22 protein-coding genes and 3 tRNA genes are annotated in these 22,960 nt (G+C 69.5%); 14 read left to right on the forward strand and 11 right to left on the reverse strand.

Translation table 11 applies throughout. The annotated features are described in order from the left end of the window. Positions 1-8 precede the first annotated feature (8 nt). The 4 genes from GJ743_RS17705 (at position 9) to GJ743_RS17720 (ending at position 5,905) form a co-directional block, all read left to right on the forward strand. Complete coding sequence (locus GJ743_RS17705) at positions 9-2,336, forward strand: heavy metal translocating P-type ATPase (RefSeq protein ID WP_155053213.1); 2,328 nt, start codon at positions 9-11, stop codon at positions 2,334-2,336. Between the two features lie 27 nt (positions 2,337-2,363). Further along, positions 2,364-2,612: a YHS domain-containing protein gene (locus tag GJ743_RS17710; RefSeq protein ID WP_155053214.1), complete on the forward strand. Its 249-nt coding sequence runs from the start codon at positions 2,364-2,366 to the stop codon at positions 2,610-2,612. 152 nt (positions 2,613-2,764) lie between these two features. Continuing rightward, positions 2,765-4,165 (forward strand): DUF1254 domain-containing protein, encoded by a 1,401-nt coding sequence (locus tag GJ743_RS17715; RefSeq protein ID WP_328289321.1) that lies wholly within the window; start codon positions 2,765-2,767, stop codon positions 4,163-4,165. A 30-nt stretch (positions 4,166-4,195) separates the two neighbouring features. Next, on the forward strand, positions 4,196-5,905 hold the full coding sequence (locus GJ743_RS17720; RefSeq protein ID WP_230386893.1) for a SulP family inorganic anion transporter: 1,710 nt from the start codon (positions 4,196-4,198) through the stop codon (positions 5,903-5,905). A gap of 78 nt (positions 5,906-5,983) precedes the next feature. Here the strand turns inward: GJ743_RS17720 and GJ743_RS17725 are convergent, their stop codons facing one another. Continuing rightward, the gene (locus GJ743_RS17725; RefSeq protein WP_155053215.1) at positions 5,984-6,922 is read right to left on the reverse strand and encodes a CPBP family intramembrane glutamic endopeptidase; all 939 of its coding nucleotides are present in this window, start codon (positions 6,920-6,922) and stop codon (positions 5,984-5,986) included. Between the two features lie 25 nt (positions 6,923-6,947). After that, positions 6,948-7,769 carry a CPBP family intramembrane glutamic endopeptidase gene (locus GJ743_RS17730; RefSeq protein WP_155053216.1) on the reverse strand — a complete coding sequence of 274 codons (822 nt, stop codon included), beginning with the start codon at positions 7,767-7,769 and terminating at the stop codon, positions 6,948-6,950. 122 nt (positions 7,770-7,891) lie between these two features. Here GJ743_RS17730 and GJ743_RS17735 point away from each other — a divergent pair, with 122 nt between their 5' ends. Beyond that, entirely contained in the window at positions 7,892-8,572 is a 681-nt protein-coding gene (locus tag GJ743_RS17735; RefSeq protein WP_155053217.1) for a TIGR00266 family protein, read from the forward strand. A gap of 170 nt (positions 8,573-8,742) precedes the next feature. Beyond that, entirely contained in the window at positions 8,743-9,099 is a 357-nt protein-coding gene (locus GJ743_RS17740) for a hypothetical protein (RefSeq protein ID WP_155053218.1), read from the forward strand. A gap of 86 nt (positions 9,100-9,185) precedes the next feature. Here the strand turns inward: GJ743_RS17740 and GJ743_RS17745 are convergent, their stop codons facing one another. From GJ743_RS17745 to GJ743_RS17760, 4 genes are all read right to left on the reverse strand, one after another. Further along, the gene (locus GJ743_RS17745) at positions 9,186-9,524 is read right to left on the reverse strand and encodes a PAS domain-containing protein (RefSeq protein WP_155053219.1); all 339 of its coding nucleotides are present in this window, start codon (positions 9,522-9,524) and stop codon (positions 9,186-9,188) included. Positions 9,525-10,243: 719 nt separating this feature from the next. Then, the gene (locus tag GJ743_RS17750; RefSeq protein ID WP_155053220.1) at positions 10,244-10,744 is read right to left on the reverse strand and encodes a hypothetical protein; all 501 of its coding nucleotides are present in this window, start codon (positions 10,742-10,744) and stop codon (positions 10,244-10,246) included. Beyond that, complete coding sequence (locus tag GJ743_RS17755; RefSeq protein ID WP_155053221.1) at positions 10,744-11,295, reverse strand: RNA polymerase sigma factor; 552 nt, start codon at positions 11,293-11,295, stop codon at positions 10,744-10,746. The genes GJ743_RS17750 and GJ743_RS17755 overlap by 1 nt, the downstream gene beginning before the upstream one ends. Before the next feature lie 134 nt (positions 11,296-11,429). Next, on the reverse strand, positions 11,430-11,963 hold the full coding sequence (locus GJ743_RS17760; RefSeq protein WP_155053222.1) for a DUF2510 domain-containing protein: 534 nt from the start codon (positions 11,961-11,963) through the stop codon (positions 11,430-11,432). A 187-nt stretch (positions 11,964-12,150) separates the two neighbouring features. Between GJ743_RS17760 and GJ743_RS17765 the strand changes: the two genes are divergently transcribed. The 3 genes from GJ743_RS17765 to GJ743_RS17775 all read left to right on the forward strand — a co-directional run bounded on the left by GJ743_RS17765 (position 12,151) and on the right by GJ743_RS17775 (position 14,770). After that, positions 12,151-12,609: a hypothetical protein gene (locus GJ743_RS17765; protein WP_155053223.1), complete on the forward strand. Its 459-nt coding sequence runs from the start codon at positions 12,151-12,153 to the stop codon at positions 12,607-12,609. A 253-nt stretch (positions 12,610-12,862) separates the two neighbouring features. Beyond that, positions 12,863-13,903, forward strand: a complete 1,041-nt coding sequence (locus tag GJ743_RS17770) for a hypothetical protein (protein WP_155053224.1) — start codon at positions 12,863-12,865, stop codon at positions 13,901-13,903. Between the two features lie 3 nt (positions 13,904-13,906). Beyond that, positions 13,907-14,770 (forward strand): Fic family protein, encoded by an 864-nt coding sequence (locus GJ743_RS17775; protein WP_230386894.1) that lies wholly within the window; start codon positions 13,907-13,909, stop codon positions 14,768-14,770. Positions 14,771-15,226: 456 nt separating this feature from the next. Here GJ743_RS17775 and GJ743_RS17780 read toward each other — a convergent pair whose 3' ends face one another. Beyond that, positions 15,227-15,709, reverse strand: coding sequence for a hypothetical protein (locus GJ743_RS17780; RefSeq protein WP_196217051.1), 483 nt, complete (start codon positions 15,707-15,709; stop codon positions 15,227-15,229). A gap of 299 nt (positions 15,710-16,008) precedes the next feature. On the opposite strand from GJ743_RS17780, the gene GJ743_RS17785 reads away from it, so the two are divergent. Then, complete coding sequence (locus GJ743_RS17785) at positions 16,009-16,869, forward strand: tyrosine-type recombinase/integrase (RefSeq protein WP_196217052.1); 861 nt, start codon at positions 16,009-16,011, stop codon at positions 16,867-16,869. Positions 16,870-16,959: 90 nt separating this feature from the next. Here the strand turns inward: GJ743_RS17785 and GJ743_RS17790 are convergent. From GJ743_RS17790 to GJ743_RS17800, 3 genes are all read right to left on the reverse strand, one after another. After that, positions 16,960-17,032 (reverse strand) — tRNA-Phe (locus GJ743_RS17790). Positions 17,033-17,104: 72 nt separating this feature from the next. After that, positions 17,105-17,178, reverse strand: a tRNA-Asp gene (locus tag GJ743_RS17795). A 38-nt stretch (positions 17,179-17,216) separates the two neighbouring features. Beyond that, a tRNA-Glu gene (locus GJ743_RS17800) sits at positions 17,217-17,289 on the reverse strand. A 243-nt stretch (positions 17,290-17,532) separates the two neighbouring features. Between GJ743_RS17800 and GJ743_RS17805 the strand changes: the two genes are divergently transcribed. Next, positions 17,533-18,831: a M23 family metallopeptidase gene (locus GJ743_RS17805; RefSeq protein ID WP_155053227.1), complete on the forward strand. Its 1,299-nt coding sequence runs from the start codon at positions 17,533-17,535 to the stop codon at positions 18,829-18,831. Positions 18,832-18,933: 102 nt separating this feature from the next. Here the strand turns inward: GJ743_RS17805 and ppa are convergent, their stop codons facing one another. Next, positions 18,934-19,419 (reverse strand): inorganic diphosphatase, encoded by a 486-nt coding sequence (gene ppa, locus GJ743_RS17810; RefSeq protein ID WP_155053228.1) that lies wholly within the window; start codon positions 19,417-19,419, stop codon positions 18,934-18,936. 110 nt (positions 19,420-19,529) lie between these two features. On the opposite strand from ppa, the gene tilS reads away from it, so the two are divergent. Genes tilS through GJ743_RS17825 form a run of 3 tightly spaced genes read left to right on the forward strand, consistent with a single transcriptional unit; the run spans position 19,530 to position 22,908 of the window. After that, a complete protein-coding gene (tilS, locus tag GJ743_RS17815) occupies positions 19,530-20,585 on the forward strand; it encodes a tRNA lysidine(34) synthetase TilS (protein WP_155053229.1) in 1,056 nt (351 codons plus the stop codon). Positions 20,586-20,642: 57 nt separating this feature from the next. Beyond that, complete coding sequence (hpt, locus tag GJ743_RS17820; RefSeq protein WP_155053230.1) at positions 20,643-21,194, forward strand: hypoxanthine phosphoribosyltransferase; 552 nt, start codon at positions 20,643-20,645, stop codon at positions 21,192-21,194. Positions 21,195-21,225: 31 nt separating this feature from the next. Beyond that, positions 21,226-22,908 carry an MFS transporter gene (locus tag GJ743_RS17825; RefSeq protein WP_155053231.1) on the forward strand — a complete coding sequence of 561 codons (1,683 nt, stop codon included), beginning with the start codon at positions 21,226-21,228 and terminating at the stop codon, positions 22,906-22,908. Positions 22,909-22,960: the final 52 nt, after the last annotated feature.

The following is a 22,960-nucleotide window of genomic DNA, read 5'->3' on the forward strand; positions in this document are numbered from 1 at the left end:
AATCACAGATGAACGACAGCACCCAGCAGGCGCCACCGTCGACCGACGTGATCGAACTCGACATCGGCGGAATGACCTGCGCATCCTGCGCGATGCGGATCGAACGCAAGCTCAACAAGCTCGACGGCGTCAGCGCGACCGTCAACTACGCCACAGAGAAGGCCCGCGTCGAGGTCCCGCCCGGCTTCACCACCGACGCCGTGATCGCGGAGATCCGGAAGACCGGCTACACCGCCGAAGCCCCGACGCCGCCGACTGCGGAGCGCGCCGACGCCGACGGTGCCGACGAGGCCGAGGACGGCGAGCTGCGCACGCTCCGGCACCGGCTGATCGGGTCGGTCGTGCTCTCCGTCCCCGTCATCCTGATGGCGATGATCCCGCTCCTGCAGGTCCCGTACTGGCAGTGGCTGTCGCTGGCCCTCGCCGGCCCCGTCATCGTCTGGGCGGCCTGGCCGTTCCACCGGGCGGCCGCGGTGAACCTGCGACACGGCGCCGCGACGATGGACACGCTGGTCTCGGTGGGCACGTCCGCGGCGCTGCTGTGGTCGGTGTACGCCCTGTTCTTCGGCACCGCGGGCACGCCCGGCATGACCCACCCGTTCGAGCTGACCGTGGCGCCGACCGACGGCGCCGCGAACATCTACCTCGAGGTCGCCGCCGGCGTGACCATGTTCGTCCTCGCCGGCCGGTACTTCGAGAAGCGGTCCAAGCGCACCGCCGGCGCCGCCCTGCGCGCCCTGCTCCAGCTCGGAGCGAAGGACGTCGCAGTGGTGAAGGACGGCTGCGAGGAGAGGATCCCGATCGAGCGCCTCAGCGTCGGCGACGAGTTCGTCGTGCGCCCGGGCGAGAAGATCGCGACCGACGGCGTGATCGTCGACGGCCGCAGCGCCGTCGACCAGTCGATGCTCACCGGGGAGTCGGTGCCGATCGAGGTGACCGTGGGCGACCCGGTGGTCGGAGCGACCGTCAACGCCGGGGGCCGACTCGTCGTGCGCGCCACGCGCGTGGGCTCCGACACCCAGCTCGCGCAGATGGCGAAGCTCGTCGAGGACGCCCAGTCCGGCAAGGCACAGGTCCAGCGCCTGGCCGACCGGATCTCCGGGGTGTTCGTCCCGATCGTGCTCGCCCTGACCGCCGCAACGCTCGGCGTCTGGCTCGGCGCCGGATTCCCCGCGGCCGCCGCGTTCACCGCGGCCGTGGCGGTGCTGATCATCGCGTGCCCCTGCGCGCTCGGCCTCGCCACTCCGACGGCGCTGCTCGTCGGCACGGGTCGCGGTGCGCAGCTCGGCATCCTGATCAAGGGGCCCGAGGTGCTCGAGTCGACCCGGAAGGTCGACACCGTGGTGCTCGACAAGACCGGCACCGTGACGACCGGGCGGATGACCCTGCTCGCCGTGCACGCGGCGGCAGGCGAGACCGAGGTCGACGTGCTCCGCATCGCGGGAGCCCTCGAGGATGCGTCGGAGCACCCCATCGCGCAGGCGATCGCCGCCGGCGCCACGGCCCGGGTCGGCGAGCTCGCAACCGTCGAGTCGTTCGAGAACCACGAGGGCCGCGGCGTCCATGGGATCGTCGACGGGCACCTGACGGTGGTCGGCCGCGAGTCGCTGCTCGCCGATTGGGCCGTCGAGGTCCCCGAGGAACTCCGCGAGGCGAAGGCCGAGGCGGAGTCCGCGGGGCAGACGGCGGTGCTGGTCGCCTGGGACGGCGTCGCGCGCGGCGTGCTCGTCGTCGCCGATCGCGTCAAGGACTCCAGCCGCGACGCGATCGCGGAGCTGCGCCGCCTCGGCCTCACGCCGGTGCTGCTGACCGGCGACAACGCCACGGTCGCGCGGCACGTCGCCGACGAGGTCGGGATCGACGAGGTCATCGCCGACGTCCTGCCGGCCGACAAGGTCGCGGTGGTCCGCGACCTGCAGGCATCGGGCAAGGTCGTCGCGATGGTCGGCGACGGCGTCAACGATGCCGCGGCCCTCGCGCAGGCCGACCTCGGCCTGGCCATGGGCACCGGCACCGACGCGGCGATCGAGGCCGCGGACATCACGCTGGTCCGCGGCGACCTCCGAGCCGTCGGCGACGCCATCCGGCTGTCGCGCCGCACCCTCGGGACGATCAAGACGAACCTGTTCTGGGCCTTCGCCTACAACGTGGCCGCGATCCCGCTCGCCGCGCTGGGGTTGCTCAACCCGATGCTCGCCGGCGCGGCGATGGCGTTCTCCAGCGTCTTCGTCGTCAGCAACAGCCTCCGCCTGCGGACCTTCCGCTCGCGGACCACCGGCGCCCCGCGCGCCACCACCACCGCGACCGCACCGGCGCGGGAACTCGAAACCGCGTGATCCACGCGACCTGAAAGGACACCACCCATGAGTGCACACTGTTGCAGCACCGGCGACGCCCGCGGCCACGCCGTCAAGCCGGCCGAGGCGACCGACCTGCTCCGCGATGGCGATGACCTGGCCGAGTGCCCGGTCATGCCCGGGAGCACGGTCGTGAAGGCCGATGCGGAGCAGGCCGGCCTGTTCCGCGACCACGAGGGCCAGCGCTACTGGTTCTGCTGCGCCGCCTGCGGCCCGATCTTCGACGCCGAGCCGGCGAAGTACGCGGTCGCCTGACCGAGGCCCGTCGGGCCGGCCGTTCGGCCGGTCCCGGCGGTCTTCGGCGCCGTGCCGAGAGGACGGTACACGAACCATCCGGGCAATCCCCCATCGAAGGACGCGCAGCGAGGTGGTCATCCTCGTCGACCGGACCATAGACTCCGGAAGGGGTGACGGCTCGCGAGGTCGCGGGCGGCCTGGCGGATGGGGGATTCGTGGCGGAGCAGGCTGGACAGAGGATCACGACGGCGTACGCGGCCGAGGTCGGGAGGGCCGCCTACCTCTGGGGTTGGCCCCTCGTCAACATGCACAACCGACTGAGCATCATGGAGCAGGTTCCTGAGCCGGGTCTGCTGGTGGGGATCGTCCCCGCGGGGCCGCCGAACCACATCGGCATGCTGCACGACTACATCCGCCCGGAGGAGCGCGTGGTCGCCTGCCCGAACCAGGACGTCGTGTACGGCTTCGGTGCGCTCGACGCCGAGCGCGGACCGGCGGTCGTGCAGGTGCCCGACTTCGGCGACCGGTTCTGGGTCTACCAGATCGTGAACCAGCGCACCGATTCGTTCGTCGAGCTCGGCAAGATGTACGGCACGAAGCCCGGGCACTACCTCCTCGCCCATGAGGATTGGGACGGCGAGGTCCCCGAGGGGATCGCAGGTGTGTTCCGGTACGACACGCGGATCGGGATCGTCATCCCGCGGGTGTTCCTCGACGACACGGCGGAGGACCGGGCCGCGGTCGCGCCGGTGGTCAACCGGATCAGCGTCTATCCGCTCGAGAAGTTCGACGGCACGATGAAGGTGACCGACTGGGCGAACGTGCCGACCTTCGGCAACGCCGATGCGACCGGCGACCAGGAGGAGACCCAGTGGGTCGATCCGAACACGTTCTTCGACGTGTTCCCGGCTGTGCTCGACGAGATCCCGCCCCTCCCGGGCGAGGAATCGCTCTACGCCTGGTTCCGGACGGTGCTCGAGGGTGCAGCCCGCGATCCCGAGATCGCGGCGGCGCTCGGGCAGGCCGCGCTCGACGCCGACGTGACGGTGAAGGAGCTGTTCGAGTTCCGCAACTACGGCATCCCCGTCGACCACAACTGGACCACGCAACGTTCGGGGGCGCGATTCGGCACCGAGTACCTCCTGCGCACCGCGGTCGGGAAGTCGAACATCTTCGTCAACACGCCGAATGAGACCTCGTACTTCTACCAGGACCTCGACGCCGATGGGCGGCGCCTGCACGGGGCCCACGGGTACAGGGTCAGGTTCGACGCGGACCAGCTCCCTCCCGTGCGCGGATTCTGGTCGCTCACGGTCTACAACCGTCACCACTTCTTCCACCCGAACGACCTGGACCGGTACTCGCTCGGCACGAAGAACCAGGACCTGACATTCGACGCCGACGGCTCGCTCACCATCACCGTCGGTGGCGCCGCGCCCGCCGACCCGGCGACGCTCGCGAACTGGCTGCCCGCGCCCGATGACGAGTTCACGCTCTACCTCCGCGCGTACTGGCCCGACGACGCGATCCTCGACGGATCCTGGAACCCGCCCGCCATCGTCCGCGCCTGAGCCGCACGGCGGCGGAGGGGAGGAGTTCGCATGGGGGAGGACTCGCACGCGACGACGCCCGAGGGTCAGGCGCAGGTCAGTGGGCGACGGCGACGGATGTCTCGGCCCTTCGCCGGCCTGACGCGTCGCAACGTCGCCGGTGAGGTCGGCGCGGGGGTGACGCTGCTCGCGATCGCGGTGCCGTTGAACATCGGGTACGCGCAGATCGCGGGCCTGCCGCCGACGGCCGGGCTCTACGCGTTGGTGGTCCCGGCGATCGTGTTCGCCCTGGTCGCGTCGTCGCGCCAGCTGGTCGCGTCACCGGATGCCGCGGCATCCGCCCTGGTCGCGTCATCGATCGGCGGACTCGCGCTCGCGGGCGACGCGGACTACGCGACGATGGCGCTCGCGCAGGCGATCATCTGCGCCGTCGTGTTCATCCTGTGCGCGGTGTTCAAGCTCGGGTTCCTGGCGAGCTTCCTGTCGAAGCCGGTGCTCGTCGGGTTCATCGCCGGACTGGCGCTGGACATCCTGGTCAGCCAGGTCGCGAAGATGCTGGGGGTCTCGATCGACTCGAGCAAGGAGTTCGTCGAGAAGCTCGCCGAGCTCGGCGCGAACCTCGTTGAGACGGATGCCTGGTCGGTCGGGATCGCGGTCGTGTCGATCCTCATCCTGGTGGTCGGCCGCCGGGTGGCGCGCCTCGTGCCGTGGGCGCTCGTCGTGCTCGTCACGTCGACGATCGCCGTGGTGCTGCTCGATCTCGACGGAGCCGGCGTCGACGTGCTCGGCGAGGTGCCCGCAGGCCCGCCGACCCTGACGTGGCCGGTGCTCGACTGGACGACCTGGGTCGCGCTGGTGCCCTCGGCGCTCGCGCTCGTGCTGGTCACGATCGCCGAGGGGCTGCTCGTGGCGCGCGCCTACGCGGAGCGGCACGGCTACCGCGACGGGCCGAACCGCGACCTGCTTGCGTTCGGCCTCGGCAATCTCGCCGCCGGCGCGACCGGCGGGTACGTCGTCGGGGCATCCGCGTCCCGGACCGCGGCGATGGACCTCGCCGGTTCGCGGACGCAGCTTCCCGCGGTGGTGGCGGCGGTCGGCACCCTGCTGCTGCTGGTGTTCGGCACGGCGTTGCTGGCCGACATCCCGTCGCCGGCGATCGGCGCGGTCGTCGCGGTCGCGGTCGTTCCCCTGCTCGGCCTGCGGGAGTTCGCCGGGCTCTGGCGCTCCGCCCGGTTCGAGTTCGCGATCGCCATCGTGTGCTTCGCCGTCACCCTGTTCGTCGGGGCGATCCCCGGCATCCTCGTCGCGTTCGTGCTCGCGCTGGTGAACCTCGCGCGCCGGGCCGCGCGCCCCTCGCTCGACGTCCTCGCCGAGGACGACCACCCGACGGACTCGCTGCTCGACCCCGCACCGGCGGGGGCGGTGACCGCGCCCGGCGTGGTTGTCGTCCGCCTCGGAGCCCCCCTGTTCTTCGCCAACGCGTCGTCGTTCTCGGATGCCGCGAAGGCCGCGGTCGAGCATGCTGCGACCCCCGTGCGCCATCTCGTCCTCGACTGCGAGGCGATCACCGACCTGGATGTCACGGGCGCCGAGTCGCTTCGGGGCGTGCAACGCTGGCTCGGCGAGCACGACGTCACGCTCGCGTACAGCCGCGTCCATCCGTACGTCCGACGTCTGCTCGACGGGTTCGGCCTGCTCGACGGCGTCGCCGTGTACGACACCAACCGGGCCGCGGTGGCTGGCGTCGCCGCGAGCGACTGACGCATTCGGGATGTCGTCACGATCGGCGGGTGCGAAGTCCGCTGCACCCGCATGAACTGACGACGACTGCCGCCGCCGTCAGTGCGAGCGGGCAGGCGCGGTCTCGGTCTGGCCTTCGCCGCGTCCCCGCTGCTTCTGCGCGGTGCGGAACGCGAGGAACGCGATCAGGGTGGACAGTGCCAGCACGAGCACCGCGGGCACGCCCGCTTCGGTGCCGAACTCGCCTCCGGTGAGCCAGTCGGGCGCGCCGGGGGTCGGGGCGAGGTAGGTGAACGAGTTCGAGTGCGCCGGGAGGCCGCTGACGGAGATGCCGTACAGGTTGCCCATCGCGAAGTTCCAGCCGGTGTGGATGCCGATCACGAGCCACAGCGAGCCGAGCCGGAGCACGACGAACGACGCGAACAGGGCCCAGAGGAGGATCGTCGCGAACGGCAGCGGGTCGAACGCGAAGTGCACCACTGTGAAGAGCAGGGCGGGAAGGAGCACCGCGAGCCAGCCGGGGAGCTGGTACGCGGAGTTCTGGAGCAGGAATCCGCGGGTCGCCACTTCCTCCGTGCCGGCCTGCACGGTGACGAACACCACGATGAGCACGAGGAGCGGGATCGCGCCGCCACCTGAGGCGCCGCCGGTGGGCCCGTCGACCGGTTCGAGGTTGCCGGTGAGCAGCAGGAAGCCGATCGGGATCGACTGGAGCAGGATGCCACCGACGATGCCGATCAGCATGACGACGAGACCCCTGCCCGGTCGGCGAAGACCCAGGGTCTTGGGGTTGCGACGTTCGAACAGCCAGACCCAGAGCAAGATGGCGCCGAGCAGCGCCGCGAATCCGATGGCCTCGTGCAGTTGTGCGGCGGCGGAGCCCTCGTCGACCGGCCACTGCCTGCTCAGGGCTGCGGCCGATATGGCTTGGATGACGAAGATCCCGACGAAGAGGACGAGGAGGTAGGCGAGCCACCATCGCGTGACGCGCTTGCCTGCGGCAGCGTCCTGGACGAAGGCGAGGGTACGGATCGACATCGGGGCTCCTTGTCGTTGCGACGCTTCAGGGGGTCTGGGACGGCGACGGTGCGGTCGCGTGCTCGTCTCCCGCGACGGGGATGCGATCGCGCTTCTCGGGGTCGGGTGCGTAGACGAGCGTGGCGGCACTGCCGTCTCGCCAGATCAGCTTCACGTAGACGAGGACGAGCGCGACGATGAGGACGCGGGAGAGCATGCCGGGGATGCCGCCCTCGGGCCCGTAGGCGCCGCCGTTGAGGAGTTCGTTGCCGATCGACTCGGAGGTGAGCCATCCGGGCCATTGCGTGTTGCCGCTGACCGGGAAACCCCACAGTGCCTGGCTGAGGTTCCACGAGATGTGCAGGAACAGCGGCAGCCAGATCGATCGGGTGGCCACGAACGCGACGCCGTAGATGACGCCGCCGAGCGCGGTGCCGAAGGCGCCGATGAGCGTCGCGTTCTCGTTGGTGAGGTGGACGGCACCGAAGAGCAGCGCGGTCGCCGCGATCGCGATCCACCGCCCCGCGGGCACCTTTCGCAGCAGGATGATCGCGCCGCTGAGCAGCAGCACGCGGAACATGATCTCCTCGAAGAGCGCGAACCCGGCGATCTCGCCGAGCACGCCGCCGATCGAGGACCAATCCGTGTCGGCGCCCGAGACCTCGATCGCGCCGAGCAGGCGCTCGGCGAGGAACACCAGCGTGATCGCGACGAACGGGATGACGAGGCCGACGGGGATGTCGAGCGGCGTCCACCTGGTGATGGTGATGCCCATGCTCCGCCACACCGGTCGGTCGTGGCGGGCGTACCAGATGATCGCGAAGATCCCGGATGCCGCGGACAGCACGACCATCGACCAGAAGAACATGCGGGGGAATCCTTCCGTCAGAACCGCCGGGCAGCCCGATTACCGGCCACGGTAGCGGACGGCAGAGTCCGGTACCAGTAGGGTGTGGCGCAGGCGAACGTGACGAGCATTCGGGGGAACGCATGGACGTGGATATCTCTTCAGGACCGGCCTTCGCGATGGGCACCGTGACGCTGCCGCCGGGCGGGTCCGTGCGGGTCGAGGCCGGGGCCATGGCGATGACCCGCGGGGACGTCCAGATCGAGACGTCGACGCAGGGCGGCTTCCTCAAGGGCCTGCGGCGCAGCCTCGGCGGCGAGAGCTTCTTCGTCAACGACTTCCACTCGGGCAGCGGCGGCCAGGTCGGCGTCGCCGCCACCCTGCCCGGCGACATGACGAAGGTCGCGCTGGACGGGGGGACCGCGCTGCTCGTCCAGTCGGGCTCCTGGGCCGCATCCGACCCGACGATCGACGTCGACTCGAAGTGGGGCGGCGGCAAGTCGTTCTTCAGCGGGGAGGGGCTGATCCTGCTTCGCTGCACCGGAACGGGCGACCTGCTGCTCTCGACCTACGGAGCGATCGTGCCTGCGGTCCTCGCCGCAGGCGAGACGATGACGCTCGACACCGGACACGTCGTCGCCTTCGACGAGACCGTCCAGTATGCGGTTCGGAAGGCGGGCAGCTGGAAGTCGACGATCCTCGGCGGCGAAGGCCTCGTCACCGACTTCACCGGCCCCGGCCGGGTGTGGCTCCAGACGCGCTCGAGCTTCGACCTGATCGAGTGGATCAAGCGGGTCAACCCGCAGCGCTCCTCCAACTCGTAGGCTCATCGCCGATCTGAATCAGCGTGGCGCCGAGGTCTCGGCCGGCCAGCGCCCCACGACCTCCGCGGCGTGGCGCGCCGCGCCGCGCCGCCGCGCGGGCTGTGCATCGCCCTAACATGTGGCGCAGCCGCGGTGCCCATCGCGGCAATCCCTCGCAAAGGAGCGCAACAATGGCAGGTCAACGTCCCGGCGGCGTCACGCTCGTCGCCGTGCTCGCATGGCTCAACGGTGCGATCGCGATCATCAGCGGCATCATCCACCTCTTCGGCGACGGCTTCGGCTCCTTGCCCGCGTGGCTGACCATCGTGATCGGAGCCGTCACCATCGCCGTCAGCCTCGGGCTGTTCCGCGGCAGCAACACGTCGCGCATCATCATGACCGTCGTCTTCGTGCTGAACGCGGCGATCGCCGTCTACGGCGTGTTCACCTTCGGGAACGGGTTCTGGGGACCGCTCATCCAGGGCATCATCGCCCTGATCGGTCTCGGCCTGCTGTGGACCCGCAGGGCGAACGAGTTCTTCGACTGACATCCGCCTTCCGACGGGGCCCGGCGCGCTGCGCCGGGCCCCGTCGCTGTGAGCGGCTCGCCGCGGGATCCGCAGACGCCGATCGCTCAGTCGCGGGGGACCGCGAACGAGATCCCGAAGGTGACTCGCTCGCCGTCGAGCTCGCCGGGCCACTTGCACACGCTCACGTCACCAGCGCCCTCGATCTGCTCGTGCGTGTACAACGGCTCGCCGCTGTCGAGTACGTGCCAATCGTTCGCCTGCAGGGTCGCTGCCGTTTCCGGTGATTCCGCGGCCGGACCGAAGTCGGCGTCGGTCCTACCCTGCACCGAACCTCCCGCGAAGCGATCCATCCGCTCGCTGCCCCAGAGGTAGGTGCCTGTCTCGTCCTTCACCCACAGGTAGAACGGGACGTTCTTGAACGGCTCGAGGTCGGTGATGCGCATCGTGCCTCCTCGGAGAGCGCGGCCCGGCGACGCGGACGTGCGTGCGCGCCAGACGCTACCACCGGCGCTCGCGCGCCGCGCGAGACCTTCGGCCTGCTCGGATCGGGGCGGGAGTGCGACCTCGCCGGACGCCCGCCCATCCCGCGGGACGAAGTGGTTCTGGCGGCCGGCCATCCAGGACGCATCTCCTGCAAACGCGAAAACCCCCGGCGAACCGGGGGTCTTCATTTCGATGTGGCTCCGACCGGCATCGATCCGGTGACCTTTCGATTTTCAGTGAGCCTGGGCGGTTTTCACTCAGTTCTTGTTGGTGAGATATCGCTTTGATCAGGGATTCTTCGAAACGGTCACAGTTGGTTTCAGTTCGTTTTCGCGCACCTAATGGCACGTTAATGGCACAGAATCAGCTCGAGGCGAGAGTCAGCTCGTGCGATCTCCGTGTGATTGTTGGCGCCAAATGGCTGTGCTCCATTGTCGCTCCTTGTTGCCCTCGAACGGCCGAGGGATCCCGCACCCAGCCGGCGGGCGCGGCGCGATTGATGGCCCTGTAGACGGTCACTCGAGCGTCGCCGGCGGAACGGTTGTCGGGCGCGTGACGCGTCAGCAGCTGGGTTCGTCGGCGGGGTCCGGCAGGTAGGCGGTGAGGTCGACCGGGACCGGCACTCGTGGTTGAGACTCGAGCGACGCTGCAGCGGGATCATCCACGTGCTGACTCCTCTTCAGTCGTTCGGGGCGAGGCCGAGTCGCCGGCAGAACGGCTCGTGAGCTTCGCGCTGCTCGTTCGGGAACACCGCGGTCACGCCGTCCAAGCGCAGACATGCCTCGAGCGGTGGGATCTCGTACTCGATCCCGTCGACGGGCGGTTGGGTGGCGTGTGGGCCGACGGCGCCGATCCGCCACACGGCCGCGCACATGTCGAGCGCGTCCGCTTCCTGCAGTCGGATGGTGCCATCGGGTGCTTCGGCGGCAGGTGCCCCGGCAGTGACGAACGCGGAGTTCGGATCTGGTTCGCTGTAACAGTAGGCGGCGTTGTCTCTGAGCACGGGGTTCGCCAGCACAGCCCAGGCGGCTCCCATCCCGGCGACACCCACCAGCCCGATCGCTCCGATGATCGTCACCCGCCGCTGGAGTGTGCGTCGCCGATCCTCTGCCGCTGCGCGTGCGAGCAGCGTTCGCTCGAGTGCGGCGTAGTCCTGTTCGGTCGGTTCGATGGATCGCATCAGCTTCCCCCTTCCGTGTAGGCCGCGGCATCCGCTCGTAGCAGCGCCCGCGCCCGGCCGAGCCGATTGCGGACGGAGCCGTGGCTGATGCCGAGCGCATCGGCGGCATCTTGGTAGGTGAGGCCGTCAACCGCGCACAGGCGCAGGATCTCTTGGTCGATCGGCTCGAGGCGGGCGACCGACGCATCAATGCGCGCCATGAGCTGGGCGCGAACCGCGTTGGCCTCGGGTTCGGAGTCCGTTCCGCTCTGCAGGTCGGTGGGCAGGCTCTGGGTCCTGCGCCGGTAATTGTGTCGGCGGCGGTTGGCGGACAGGTGCCGGGTGCACACCAGCAGCCAGGGCAGCGCCGAGGTGCCCGCGACCTGGATCTTCCGGCGCTTCTTCCACAGCAGCAGGAACACGTCCTGCATGAGCTCTTCCGCGTCGGCACGCGAACCCGTCTCGAGGAAGGCGCGCGCGAACACCACTCGGCAGTACTGCTCGTACAGCGCCGAAAGCGCGCGCGTGTCGCCCTCGCCCGCCCGCCTCAACAGCTCCGCATCGTCAGCCATGCCACTCCCGTCGGATCACCTACTGAAGGATGTCCGGCCAACGGGAACCGTCTCAAACTCGCACCCACTGGGGGATCCTGGTCGCGTCGAGTAGCTACCCGAGGTCCCCGCGTCGTCTCGCGTCCGGACCGCCTTCACGTGGCGAGGCCGGAGTCTGCCCACCAGGCGGGTGCCTGCACGATCAGCAGTGTGACCGCACCCAGGACTGCGGCCGCCGCGATGACGATCGCGCCCACGGCATGCCGCAGACGCCGGTCCTGGTTCCGGCGCGCATTGCGGAAGGCGATGATCCCAAGACCGGTGGACCAGACTCCAACCAGGACAACGATCCCTGCCGTCGCGATCAAGAGCGTCGAGCCGACGAGCGTCGCCAGCGCGGCGGGCAGGGCAATCGCGATGGCCAAGCACGCTGCCGCCGCCGCGAGGGCGATCGTCGCCTGGACCAGCGCCGACACCGCCAAGTAGTTCGTGGGAGACGTCGGATCGAGGTCCCGGTAGCTCTTCAAGTACGCCACAAGCTCGGAGTCCTCGGGCTTGGGTCGGAACTCCGTATCAGACCATTCGTTGCCGTCCCACCAGCGCTCCAGGTCGGGCGCTTCGGGGTCCTCATACCAACCCGCTGCATTCGCGCTGGGCTCGAGATTGTCGCGATCGACCCCAGATGCCATGCCCTGAACCGTACCTTGTCGCACGCCGAACTCCGTCCGCGCCGCCTTCCCGCTGCGTGATCATGCTTGCGGCCGCGAGCGCTCAGGTCCGACTACGCTCTTGCGCATGCCAGGACTCGGGAAGGCGACATTCGGTCGGGAACTGGTGCGCCCTCTGCCAGCCCCGCGTTTCCAATTCACTCGGGCCGTGCCGATGCCCGTTCGAGTTGCCGCCTACCTTGAGTTGGGGCTGGCGGCCTTCGGTTTCCTTCTCCTGGCTACCACGCTGCTCTTCTTCGACTGGGACGCCTACGTCGCGGACTCGGTCGGGCCGTTCGAGCACAACGGGGTGCAACTCGAGGTCACTCCTGAGGGCGCCATGACCACCGCAGTCACAGGGCTCGCGCTGAACAGTGCAGGCGTGCTGCTCTCAGTGTTCTTCGCGGTCAGGGTGCTGCGCGGGGCGAATTGGGCTCGGATGTGGATAACCGTGCTGTTCGGCTTGGGTGTCATCGCGCAGTTCGTTTCGGCGCCAGACCCCGTCTTCGTGGCGACCGGTCTCGTAGAGCTCGTCGCGGTGATCCTGCTGTGGTTGCCTACGTCGAATCAGTTCTTCCGATCCGTAAAGCAGGATCGGGCGAACTATCGGTCGCGACGGCTCGCATAGGGATCGTGCGTGCTCAGAGACGCGAGGCAAGCTAGTCAGGTCAGGGGATGGCGCCCTTGCCGGCATCCCGGGCAGCGCCGGCGCCGTACGCGCGGGCCCGCGCCTCAGCATGCGATGCGAAGGCCGCCATTTAGCGCCAGCAATCAGAGCCACCTCGCTGAGCCCGCACGGAGTGGTTCAGTGCATCGACTCATCGGGTCGACGGTCGCTAGGAACATTGCCCCATGTCCTAAACAAAGGACGCGGTCAGCGCATGTCCGCCATACAGGACACTGCTGGCGCCACGTCCTGTATCAAGGACGCGACCGGTCTCTGTCTGATGTACAGGACATGGCTGATACGATGTCCTATAGAAAGGACACCGATCATGGCGCTTACACTGGCCACGCTGCTTGAGTCGCCACCCCTGCCACGGTACGAGCTCGCCCAACGAGCAGGCATCTCCCGGAACACCGAGTGGTCGATTCGGGATGACCAGAGCAGGGCTCGCCTAGAAACGCTCCGCGAGCTCGCGCTCGCGTGTGGCTACGACATCGATGTGGTGCTGCGCGCTGCCTACGAACCGGCCGCTGCAGCGGCGGCGCGGCAGATGCTCGGGGACCTCGACGTCACCAATGATGACCGGGAGCGACTCTTCTCAGTGCTTGGGATCGACCTCGACGCTGAGTTGGCTGCGCTGCCCAAGTGGTCGGAGCGCCTGCAGCGATACGCGGATGCTGGGACGACCAGCACGATGACGGGTCGGAAGCGACACGCACCGGTCGATGGGCTTCGCGTAAGGGAACCTCTGGCCGTCGCCGTGGAAGCTGCCCATCTCGCGGCGCCCCAGCACGCCCCCGGCGCGCTAATGCTGAGCGGCCGCAACGACCTAGATCGGCTCATGTCGGCCGCGATGGCCGCGTCCGAGCTCTACCGCAATGCCGCGGATGCGGCCCCGAGGTTCCGCCACCAGTGGGCGTTCTCCGGTTGGCCGGCACTAGAGGCGCTCGGCGCCGTCCATCCTGTCTCGGTCTTCGATCTAGAGGTCGCTTCGCCGCGCGGAAAAGCCCTTCCCGCCGTCATTTGGACGTCGCTGCCGAAGCAGTTCGGCCAATTCCTCACCGAGACGCATCGGAAGGTCAGCACCGTGCGAGCCGCCACCGTGATCATCGCACCGCTGGCGCCCCACCAACTCATCGGGACAGGTGAACTCGTGGGCGCCCCCCTCGTATCCCCGGTTCAGGCCGTCATTGACAGCCTCGGCGTCGGTGGCGAACTCGGTACCGCCGCCCTTGACCTGGCACGGGGGTGGTGAGTAATGGGCACGAGCGGGAGTTGGGGTGTCGGTGCCGACGAGTATCGCCAACCGCCAGGGCGTCAGTTCCCCGTGAGCGGCTCTGCGCGTCTTCGGCCCGCTCTGGTAACCGCGGCGATCCGCGAAGAGCAGCGGCGACTGACCGGCATCACCTGGGAAATCGACAGCGTCGACCTCTCCGTGATCGGTGATGGCGGCGACGTCGAGCGTGCCCGCGCGCGGTTTCGCAGCCGCATGACCGACTTCATCTGGGACGCAGCTCGACTCGAGGGCAACACCTTCACGCTGCCCGAGGTGCGCACGCTCCTTGAAGGTGTGACTGTCCACGGTAAGCCCCTCGATGATCAGGACCAGATCCTCGCGCTGAACGAGGGCTTCAACGAGCTTGATCTCTTCATCGAGCGAAGAAATTTCTCGCTGTCGAAGAGGGTGTCCGATCGGCTGCATTCGAAGCTCGCGGTCCACGAGGCGCTCGACGCTGGCCAGTTCCGTGGCGAGGGGTCAGCCACCGGTGGTGGCTCGGTGCAGCTCTCGACGGGCGGCATCGTCGGCGGCCGTGATCACGGCGAGGGCGGCGAACTGCTGCGCCAGGCGTACACGGACCTCCTTGACTACTTGGATGGCGAGCCCGACCCGCGTGTGCGAGCGCTGGTGTACGCCGCGTCGGCGATCCGCCACCAGCTCTATTTCGACGGTAACAAGCGCACCGCGAAACTCATGGCCTCCGGCGAGCTCATGAGCCACGGCTTCGACGCCGTCTCGATCCCGTACAGCCGGCTCTACGAGCAGAACCTCGCGCTCGACGAGTTGTTCATGACCGACGACGCCACAGCGCTGATGCGGCTGATGGCCGATTGCGCGCGGTAGCTCGACGGGTTTGAGGCCGGCCAGGGCGACCACGAGCGCCGGCTCTCGCCACAACCCCCGTCACTTCGGTGACGGGGACGATTCTTCCTTTGCGCATGCAGCTCCGAGGTCGAGCGCGAGCGCGTGCACGATGAGCACGACGGCGACGGCGACGGCGAGTGCGAGGCCGAGCACGAGCTCAATACCGGCGAGCGTACGCCCATCGTCGGGCCGGCTCGTATCGGCTCGCCCGTAGCGTCTGCAGACTTGCCGGGCGGTCGCACGTACCTTGCGTGGCGAGCAGGATGAATCGCCCTGACTTTCGTTCCGTTTTCCAAGCAAGGATGGAACTCGATGGACAGGAAGGACTCGCCTGAGCTGTCGCGTGTTCCGGCCGAACCTCCGCGAGCATCCGCAAGGCCGGTTAGCGCATCCCTGCGCCGCTGCCGTATCTCATCGAGGCCGGTGTCGCCGCCGTCAGAGCACGGGTGCGAGTTGCTCGCCGGCGAGCTCGCGGTCTTGTTCGGCCTTGATGGCCTCGCGCTGTCGATGAGTGTCACGCTCGATCAGGAAGAAGGCACCAACCGCAACGCCTCCGATCGCGACGCTTACGGCAGTGCTCCACCCTGAGTTGATCATCTCTAGACCTGGGAAAACGAGAACGGTGAACCCGGTCGCCACCACGACGCCAACAATTACTCTTCGCTTTCGACGACGCTCTTGCCTGAAGATCGGATCAAGCCGCGCATTGAGTTCAGCGCCTGCCTCAGAAACCCGCTTCGCGAACTCGTCTCGAGTCTTGCCCTCGGGAAGGTTAGGGAAGATGGCTGCCAGCCGTTCTACACGGATGAGGAGGCGAGATTCTTTGCTGAATCGACGCCCGAGCCATGCAGCGGCGGCCGCGAGTGTGGGCAACGAGAGCACAGCTAGCGATGTCTGAAGTATCTCGGTCCCGGTCATGCGGGAAAGCTATCGGGCGGCACCGACATCTATCCAAACACGCGGAAGTGATCTCCGAGGAAATGGTGAAGGGGTCGTCGCCGTGTCCCGATGGGCCCCTCACGATCCGGTCGCGGCAGGGATCGCGCAGGACACGTTCCTCATCGGCTCACGTCCGCTTCCGACCGCCTCCTCGGTGCGATGCCGGTATCCAGGTCACGCAGCGACTCCCGCGCAGCGGCCAGAAGTACTGGCCGGCGATCGAGGCCTCCATCCGACCGGCTACGGCCCGCAGCTACGGCGTCGCCTGGCGAATTCGCGTGAAGCCGAGCCTCGGCCGCCATCGGCTCGAGGACATCACCTCGCCGATGATCGAGTCGGCGATGGTCGCGTGGTCGGGCGGGGCATCCGCCAAGAACGATGCTCTTGCGATGCTCTCACGGCTGCTCGACGGTGCCCGCCGCTCTCGGTTCATCGACTACAACCCGGCGCGCGAGGTGAAGCGGCCGAGCATGCGCGAGTCGATTTCGCCGGTCTCACGAGCGCTGACCTTCGACCAGATCCGCATCATGCTCGAGTTGGTGCCCGATGGCGTCTACCGCCGCTACCTCGCGGCGCTGGTGTACACCGGCATGCGAGCGGGGGAGGCCACCGCTCTTCGGGTCGGCGACGTCGACTTCAGCCGCGGTGTCATCCGTGTCAGTCGGTCGCTGAGCCCGGGCATGCGTGGCGAGCTCATCGAGCAATCGCCGAAGAGTCACAAGTCGCGGGACGTCCCGCTGATCGACGCGCTGCGTCCGTATGCCGAGGCTGCAGCACGCGGGAAGCGAGCGAGCGACCTGCTCTTCGACGGGGCCGACGGCGGACGCCTCACGAGCCACAACGTGCGCCGAGCCGTCGACTGGGATGAGCTGCGGGTCGCGATCGGCAAACCCGACCTCCGCATCCACGACCTGCGCCACACGTTCGCAACGATCCTCTTCGACGCCGGCGCGACTGCACCCGACGTGCAAGCCACGCTCGGTCACTCGAGCCTCCAGGTCACCGAGCGCTACTCACGCGCCCGCGAGGGAGTCGCGCTGCGCGCCGGCGCCGCACTCAACGAGGCCATCAGAGCCGACGGTCTCAAGCCCAGCGGCGACTCTGGCATGGCACACGAGGATGCCCCGGCCCGACGTTAATGGCACAACAATGGCACACGCTCACCGCAGGCCCTGGCTCAATCGCCTCGTGAAACGACGAAACCCCCGGTCGCCCGGGGGTTTCACTTGTGGCTCCGACCGGCATCGATCCGGTGACCTTTCGATTTTCAGTCGAACGCTCTACCAACTGAGCTACAGAGCCTCGGGGTGTGGAACACCTCGATGATAAGGAGAAAGCCCCTTCTCTCGAAAGGGAAAGGGCTTGTCGCCTGAGCGACCCTGACGGGACTTGAACCCGCGACCTCCGCCGTGACAGGGCGGCACGCTAACCAACTGCGCCACAGGGCCTCGTAAAGAAGCTGTTCAATTGTAAACCCATCGCTGGGTGACCCCAACGGGATTCGAACCCGTGCTGCCGCCGTGAAAGGGCGGTGTCCTAGGCCGCTAAACGATGGGGCCGGAAGGTCTCGCCCGGGGGCTCGACCGCCGAGAAGAAAGCATACGCATACCTCGCCCAGATTCCAAAACGAGGCGGGCAAGACACGCCACGCGCGGCGGAAATGCCCGATCCGCGGTCGATCCGAACCTAGTGTGACAGGGCCACTGCCCGCCCGGCGGGTACGCGAGCGCGGTCCGGACGGCCCGTGCGGATGGGGAGTCATGTCGCGAACCGCAGGACGTCGAGCCCCCTGGGGGCCGCGCATGCGTGCGCTCGCGGGCGCCCTCGTGATCGTGTTCGCGGCCGCCGCGGGCGTGGTGGCGAACCCGATCGCCGCGACCGCCGCCGACTACCCCACGTGGGAGGAAGTGCAGAAGGCGAAGGCGAACACGAAGGCCGCGGCGCAGGCGGTCGACGAGATCATCGGGCTGATCGCCGACCTCGAGGCGAACGTCGAGGCGGCCCGCGCCGAGGCGCAGCGCCGCACGGAGGAACTCCTCGTCGCGCAGCAGGAGTACGACGACGCCGTGCGGCGCGCCGATGAGATCCAGGCGCAGGCCGACGAGGCGAAGGCCGAGGCCGAGGCCGCCGAGAAGAACGCCGGGCAGCTCGCCGCGCAGCTCTACCGGACCGGTGGGTCCGACCTGGGCGTCAGCCTGATGTTCGATGCGGGCGACGCCGCGCGCACCGACGAGCTGCTCGCCAAGCTCGGCTCGATGGAGAAGCTCGTCGAGCGCACCGCCGACATCTACGAGCAGGCGAAGGAGGCCGGCAACACGGCCCAGTCGCTCGCCGACCAGGCCGAGGTGGCGCGTGCCGAGCGCGAGAAGCTCCGCGTCGCGGCCGAGCAGGCGCTCGCCGCCGCGCAGGCCGCGCAGGCCGCAGCCGAGCAGGCCCTCGCCGAGTCCGAGGAGAAGAAGATCGAGCTCGACCAGCAGCTCAAGTTCCTCAAGGACAAGGAGGCGAAGACCGCTGCCGCCTACCAGGAGGGCGAGCGGAAGCGGAAGGAAGAGGAGGAGCGCCGGCGGCGCGCCGCAGCCGCCGCGGCGGCGGCGGCGGCTGCAGCAGCCGCAGCGGCAGCCGCAGCGGCCGCGGGAGGCGGCGGCGGTGGCGGCGGTGGTGGTGGCGGCCAGACGGTGTCCTCCGGCTGGTCCAAGCCCGCCTACGGCTGGATCTCGGGCAGCTACGGCCCGCGCCAGGTGATCTGCAGCGGCGGCTACTGCTCGAACTCCTTCCACTACGCGACCGACCTCGCGACCGGGTGCTCGGCACCGATCTACGCGGCGAACGCCGGAACGGTCGTCTACGCGGGATGGTCGGGCAGCTACGGCAACTTCATCAAGATCGACCACGGCGGCGGCATCTCCACCGGCTACGCCCACATCCGCCCGGGCGGGCTGTTCGTCGGCTACGGGGCGCGGGTGAGTTCCGGCCAGGTGATCGCCTCGAGCGGCACCACGGGTGCGTCCACCGGCTGCCACCTGCACTTCGAGGTGTACAGCGGCTGGAGCCGCATCGACCCGGTTCCGTTCATGGCGGCGCGCGGCATCTACCTCGGCTGAGCCGGGCGACCGTCCGCCGAGGGCGGAGACGCGAGGAGGGGGCGAGCCGTCAGGCTCGCCCCCTCGATGCGCGCAGGCGGATGCCGCGGCATCCGCTCGGAATCAGTGACCCGGGTAGGCCTCGATCGCCTTCGCGATGAGCGCCTCGGCCTCGGCGGCGTTCGCCCAGCCCTCGGTCTTGACCCACTTGCCGGGCTCGAGGTCCTTGTAGTGCTCGAAGAAGTGCTCGATCTCCTTGCGCGTGTACTCGGGGATGTCGTCGACGTCCTGGATGTAGTCCCAGCGCGGGTCGCCGGCGGGCACCGCGAGGACCTTGGCGTCGCCGCCGCCGTCATCGACCATGTTGAAGACGCCCACCGGGCGCACCTTCACGCCCACGCCCGGGAAGAGCGGGTACTGGGTGAGCACGAGCACGTCCAGCGGGTCGCCGTCGTCGCCGAGCGTGTTCTCGAAGAAGCCGTAGTCGGTCGGGTACACGAAGTTCGTGTAGAGCACGCGGTCGAGGAAGACCCGACCGGTCTCGTGGTCGACCTCGTACTTGTTGCGGCTCCCCTTGGGGATCTCGATGACGGCGGCGTACTCGCCCATGTGCTCTCCTCGTTTCGGATGGTGGAGTCTGGAAGGTCTCGCGGGCCGTGACGGCTCCGGCGTCGACGCGCGCCCGATGGGCGCCGCTTGCGACGGAATAAGGTTACGTGATGCCCTCCGAGCGCCGTCCCCGCCTGACGCCGCCGATCGCCGACGTGCGACGCGCGGTGCGCGGGGTGCTCGTCTCGCGCGGTCTCGATACGCCGCGGGCGGCGACTCGACCACCGCTGCTCCTCGTCGCGCTCTCGGGCGGTCCCGATTCGCTCGCACTGGCCGCGGCCGCGGCGTTCGAGGCGCCGAAGGGCGGATGGCGCGCCGGCGCGATCGTCGTCGACCACGGGCTGCAGCCGGGTTCGTCCGAGCAGGCGGATGCCGCGGCATCCGTCGCTCGCGACCTCGGGCTCGACCCGGTGCTCGTCGAGCGGGTCGACGCAGGCGCCGCACCGGGTGGCGCCGGTCCCGAGGGCGCCGCACGCGCCGCCCGGTACGCCGCGCTCGACGCCGCCGCACGCGCGACCGGGGCCGAGGTGGTGCTCCTCGGCCACACGCTCGACGACCAGGCCGAGACGGTGCTGCTCGGGCTCGCGCGCGGGTCGGGGTCGGCGAGCCTCGGCGGCATGGCCGCCCGCTCGGGGCGCTATGCGCGGCCGCTCCTCGGCATCCGCCGCGCGACCACCCGGCAGGCGTGCCTCGACGCGGGCCTCGAGCCGTGGGACGACCCGCACAACCTCGACCCCGCGTACGCACGCGTGCGCGTGCGCGAACGCGTGCTGCCCGTGCTCGAGGCCGAGCTCGGCCCCGGGGTCGCCGAGGCGCTCGCGCGCACCGCCGAGCAGCTGCGGGAAGACGAGCAGGCGTTCGCCGACCAGATCGAGGAGTTCATCGAGGAGATCTGCGAGCCCGCCGAGGCGGGCATCGCGATCTCGGCGGCCGCGCTCGCCGCGAACCCCGCCGCGCTGCGGCAGCGGATCATCCGGCACGTCGTCGACAGCGAGTTCGGCGTCTCGCTGAGCCGTTCCCAGACCCTCGAGGTCGCCCGGCTCGTCACCGACTGGCACGGGCAGGGGCCGATCGACCTGCCCCGCGGCATCCGCGCCACCCGCGCCGGCGCGCACGTCGTGCTCTCCACGACGGGCTCGACCGAGGTGCTGCCGCACGACCACTGAGCCGCGGCGTAGGCTCGTGGCATCCGTTCGCCCAGACGCACGCAGGAGGAGCTCGGGATGGATTCGCGCGAGATCGACGCCGACCTGACGGAAGTGCTCGTGACCGAGCAGCAGATCCGCGACAAGCTCGCCGAGCTCGCCCGTCGCATCGAGGCCGACTACGAGGGGCGCGACCTGCTGCTCGTCGGCGTCCTCAAGGGCGCGGTCATGGTGATGGCCGACCTCGCGCGCGAACTGAGGCCGCACGTGACCATGGACTGGATGGCGGTCTCGTCGTACGGCATGGGCACCGAGTCGTCCGGTGTCGTGAAGATCCTGAAGGACCTCGACACCGACCTGTCGGGCCGCGACGTGCTCATCGTCGAGGACATCATCGACTCGGGACTCACCCTCAGCTGGCTGCTCGGCAACCTCGCCTCGCGCGGTGCCGCCTCGATCGAGATCTGCGCGCTGCTGCGCAAGCCGGATGCCGCGAAGGTCGAGATCGACGTGAAGTACCTCGGCTTCGACATCCCGAACCAGTTCGTCGTCGGCTACGGGCTCGACTTCGCCGAGCGGTACCGCAACCTGCGGGACGTCGCGATCCTCGCGCCCCACGTCTACAGCTGAGGCACCGACCGGTCCGCCGACGGAGTCGTCCATGGCTGAACACGGGCGCCGGACGAAGCTGCGGGACGCGGGCGCCGCGTTCGCCAGCAACTGGTGGAACCACGACCTGCGCCGCGCGCAGCTCAGCTTCCTCGGCGCGTGGACGGCGGAGTGGGCGTTCACGGTCGCGCTCGGGATCGTCGCGTACCGCGACGGCGGTGCTGCGGCCGTCGGGCTCGTCGGGCTGCTGCGCATGCTGCCGTCCGCGCTCCTCGCACCGCTGCTCTCGCCGATCGCCGATCGCGGGCGCAGGGAACGGGTCCTCATCCTCGTGTCGGTCGTGCGCGGCGTCGCGACGGCGGGCGCGGGCGTGGTCGTCGCGGTCGCGGGGCCCGCGGCGCTCATCTACGCGCTCGCCGTGGTGTCGACGATCGCGGCGACGCTGTACCGTCCGGCGCACTCCGCGCTCCTGCCGTCGCTCTGCCGCACGGGCTACGAGCTCGCGAGCGCCAACATGGTGCGCGGACTGCTCGACTCGGCGGCGACCGTCGCCGGGCCGCTGCTGGCCGCGGTGCTGCTCCAGTTCACCGGCGTCGACGTCGTGTTCGCCGTGGCGGCCGGTGCGTCGTTCGCGGCCGCCGCGCTGCTCGTCGGACTGCGCTACGACGCCCCGCCGCGCCCGTCGGCGCCCGAGCGGCCGAACATCGGCCGGGAGGCCGTCGAGGGCCTGCGCGCGGCCGGACGCGATCGGGACCTCGTCCTGATCCTCGGCCTCGCGGCGGCGCAGTCCCTCACGCGCGGGGCGCTGACCGTGCTCTCGGTGGTCGTCGCGATCGAGCTCATCGGCACCGGCGAGCCCGGGGTCGGCGCGCTCATGACCTCGGTCGGCGTCGGGGCGGTGCTCGGCTCGCTGGGGGCCTCGCTGCTCATCGGCACGGGTCGACTCGGCGCCTGGTTCGCCGTCGGCGTGGCGCTCTGGGGCCTCCCGATCGCGCTCGTCGGCGTCTTCCCCGAGCAGGCCGTCGCCCTCGTGCTGCTGTCGTTCGTGGGCGTCGGCAACGCCCTCATCGACATCACAGGGTTCACTCTCATCGGCCGGATCGCGCCCGACGAGGTGCTCGCGCGCGTGTTCGGCGTGCTCGAGAGCACGGTCGCGATCTTCGTCGGCATCGGCGGCGTCGTCGCGTCGGCGCTGATCGGATGGTTCGGCATCCAGCCCGCGCTCGTGGCGATCGGGCTCCTCTGCCCGGTGCTCGCGGCGGCCTCGTGGTGGCGGCTTCGCCGGCTCGACCGCGTCGTGGCCGCCCTCGATCGGGAGATCGGGCTGCTGCGCCGCGTCGACATGCTCTGCATGCTGCCCCTGCCCTCCGTCGAGCGGCTCGCGCGAGGGCTCGAGCCCGTGTCCGTGCCATCCGGGGCCGTGGTGTTCGCCCAGGGCGACGTCGGCGACCGGTACTACGTCATCGAGTCCGGCGAGGTCGACGTGGTCCGTGACGGACGCGTCGTCGCCGACCTCGGCCCGGGCGAGGGCTTCGGGGAGATCGCGCTCATGCGGCCGACCGGGCGGATGGCGACCGTGGTGGCCAGGAGCGACCTCCGGCTCCAGGCGCTGACGTCCGACCGGTTCCTGCCCGTCGTCCTCGGCTACACGCCGAGCGCGGTCGAGGCCTCGGCGACCGTCGACGGGATCATGGCGCAGTACGAGCCGGAGGAGGCGCAGGAGGAATCGGACTGAGCGGTGGGCGGGGCGCCGGGCGCTGACCGCTGACCGCTGACCGCTGACCGCT

The sequence above is a fragment of the Agromyces bracchium genome, from assembly GCF_009709675.1.
Classification (GTDB): Bacteria; Actinomycetota; Actinomycetes; order Actinomycetales; family Microbacteriaceae; genus Agromyces; species Agromyces bracchium.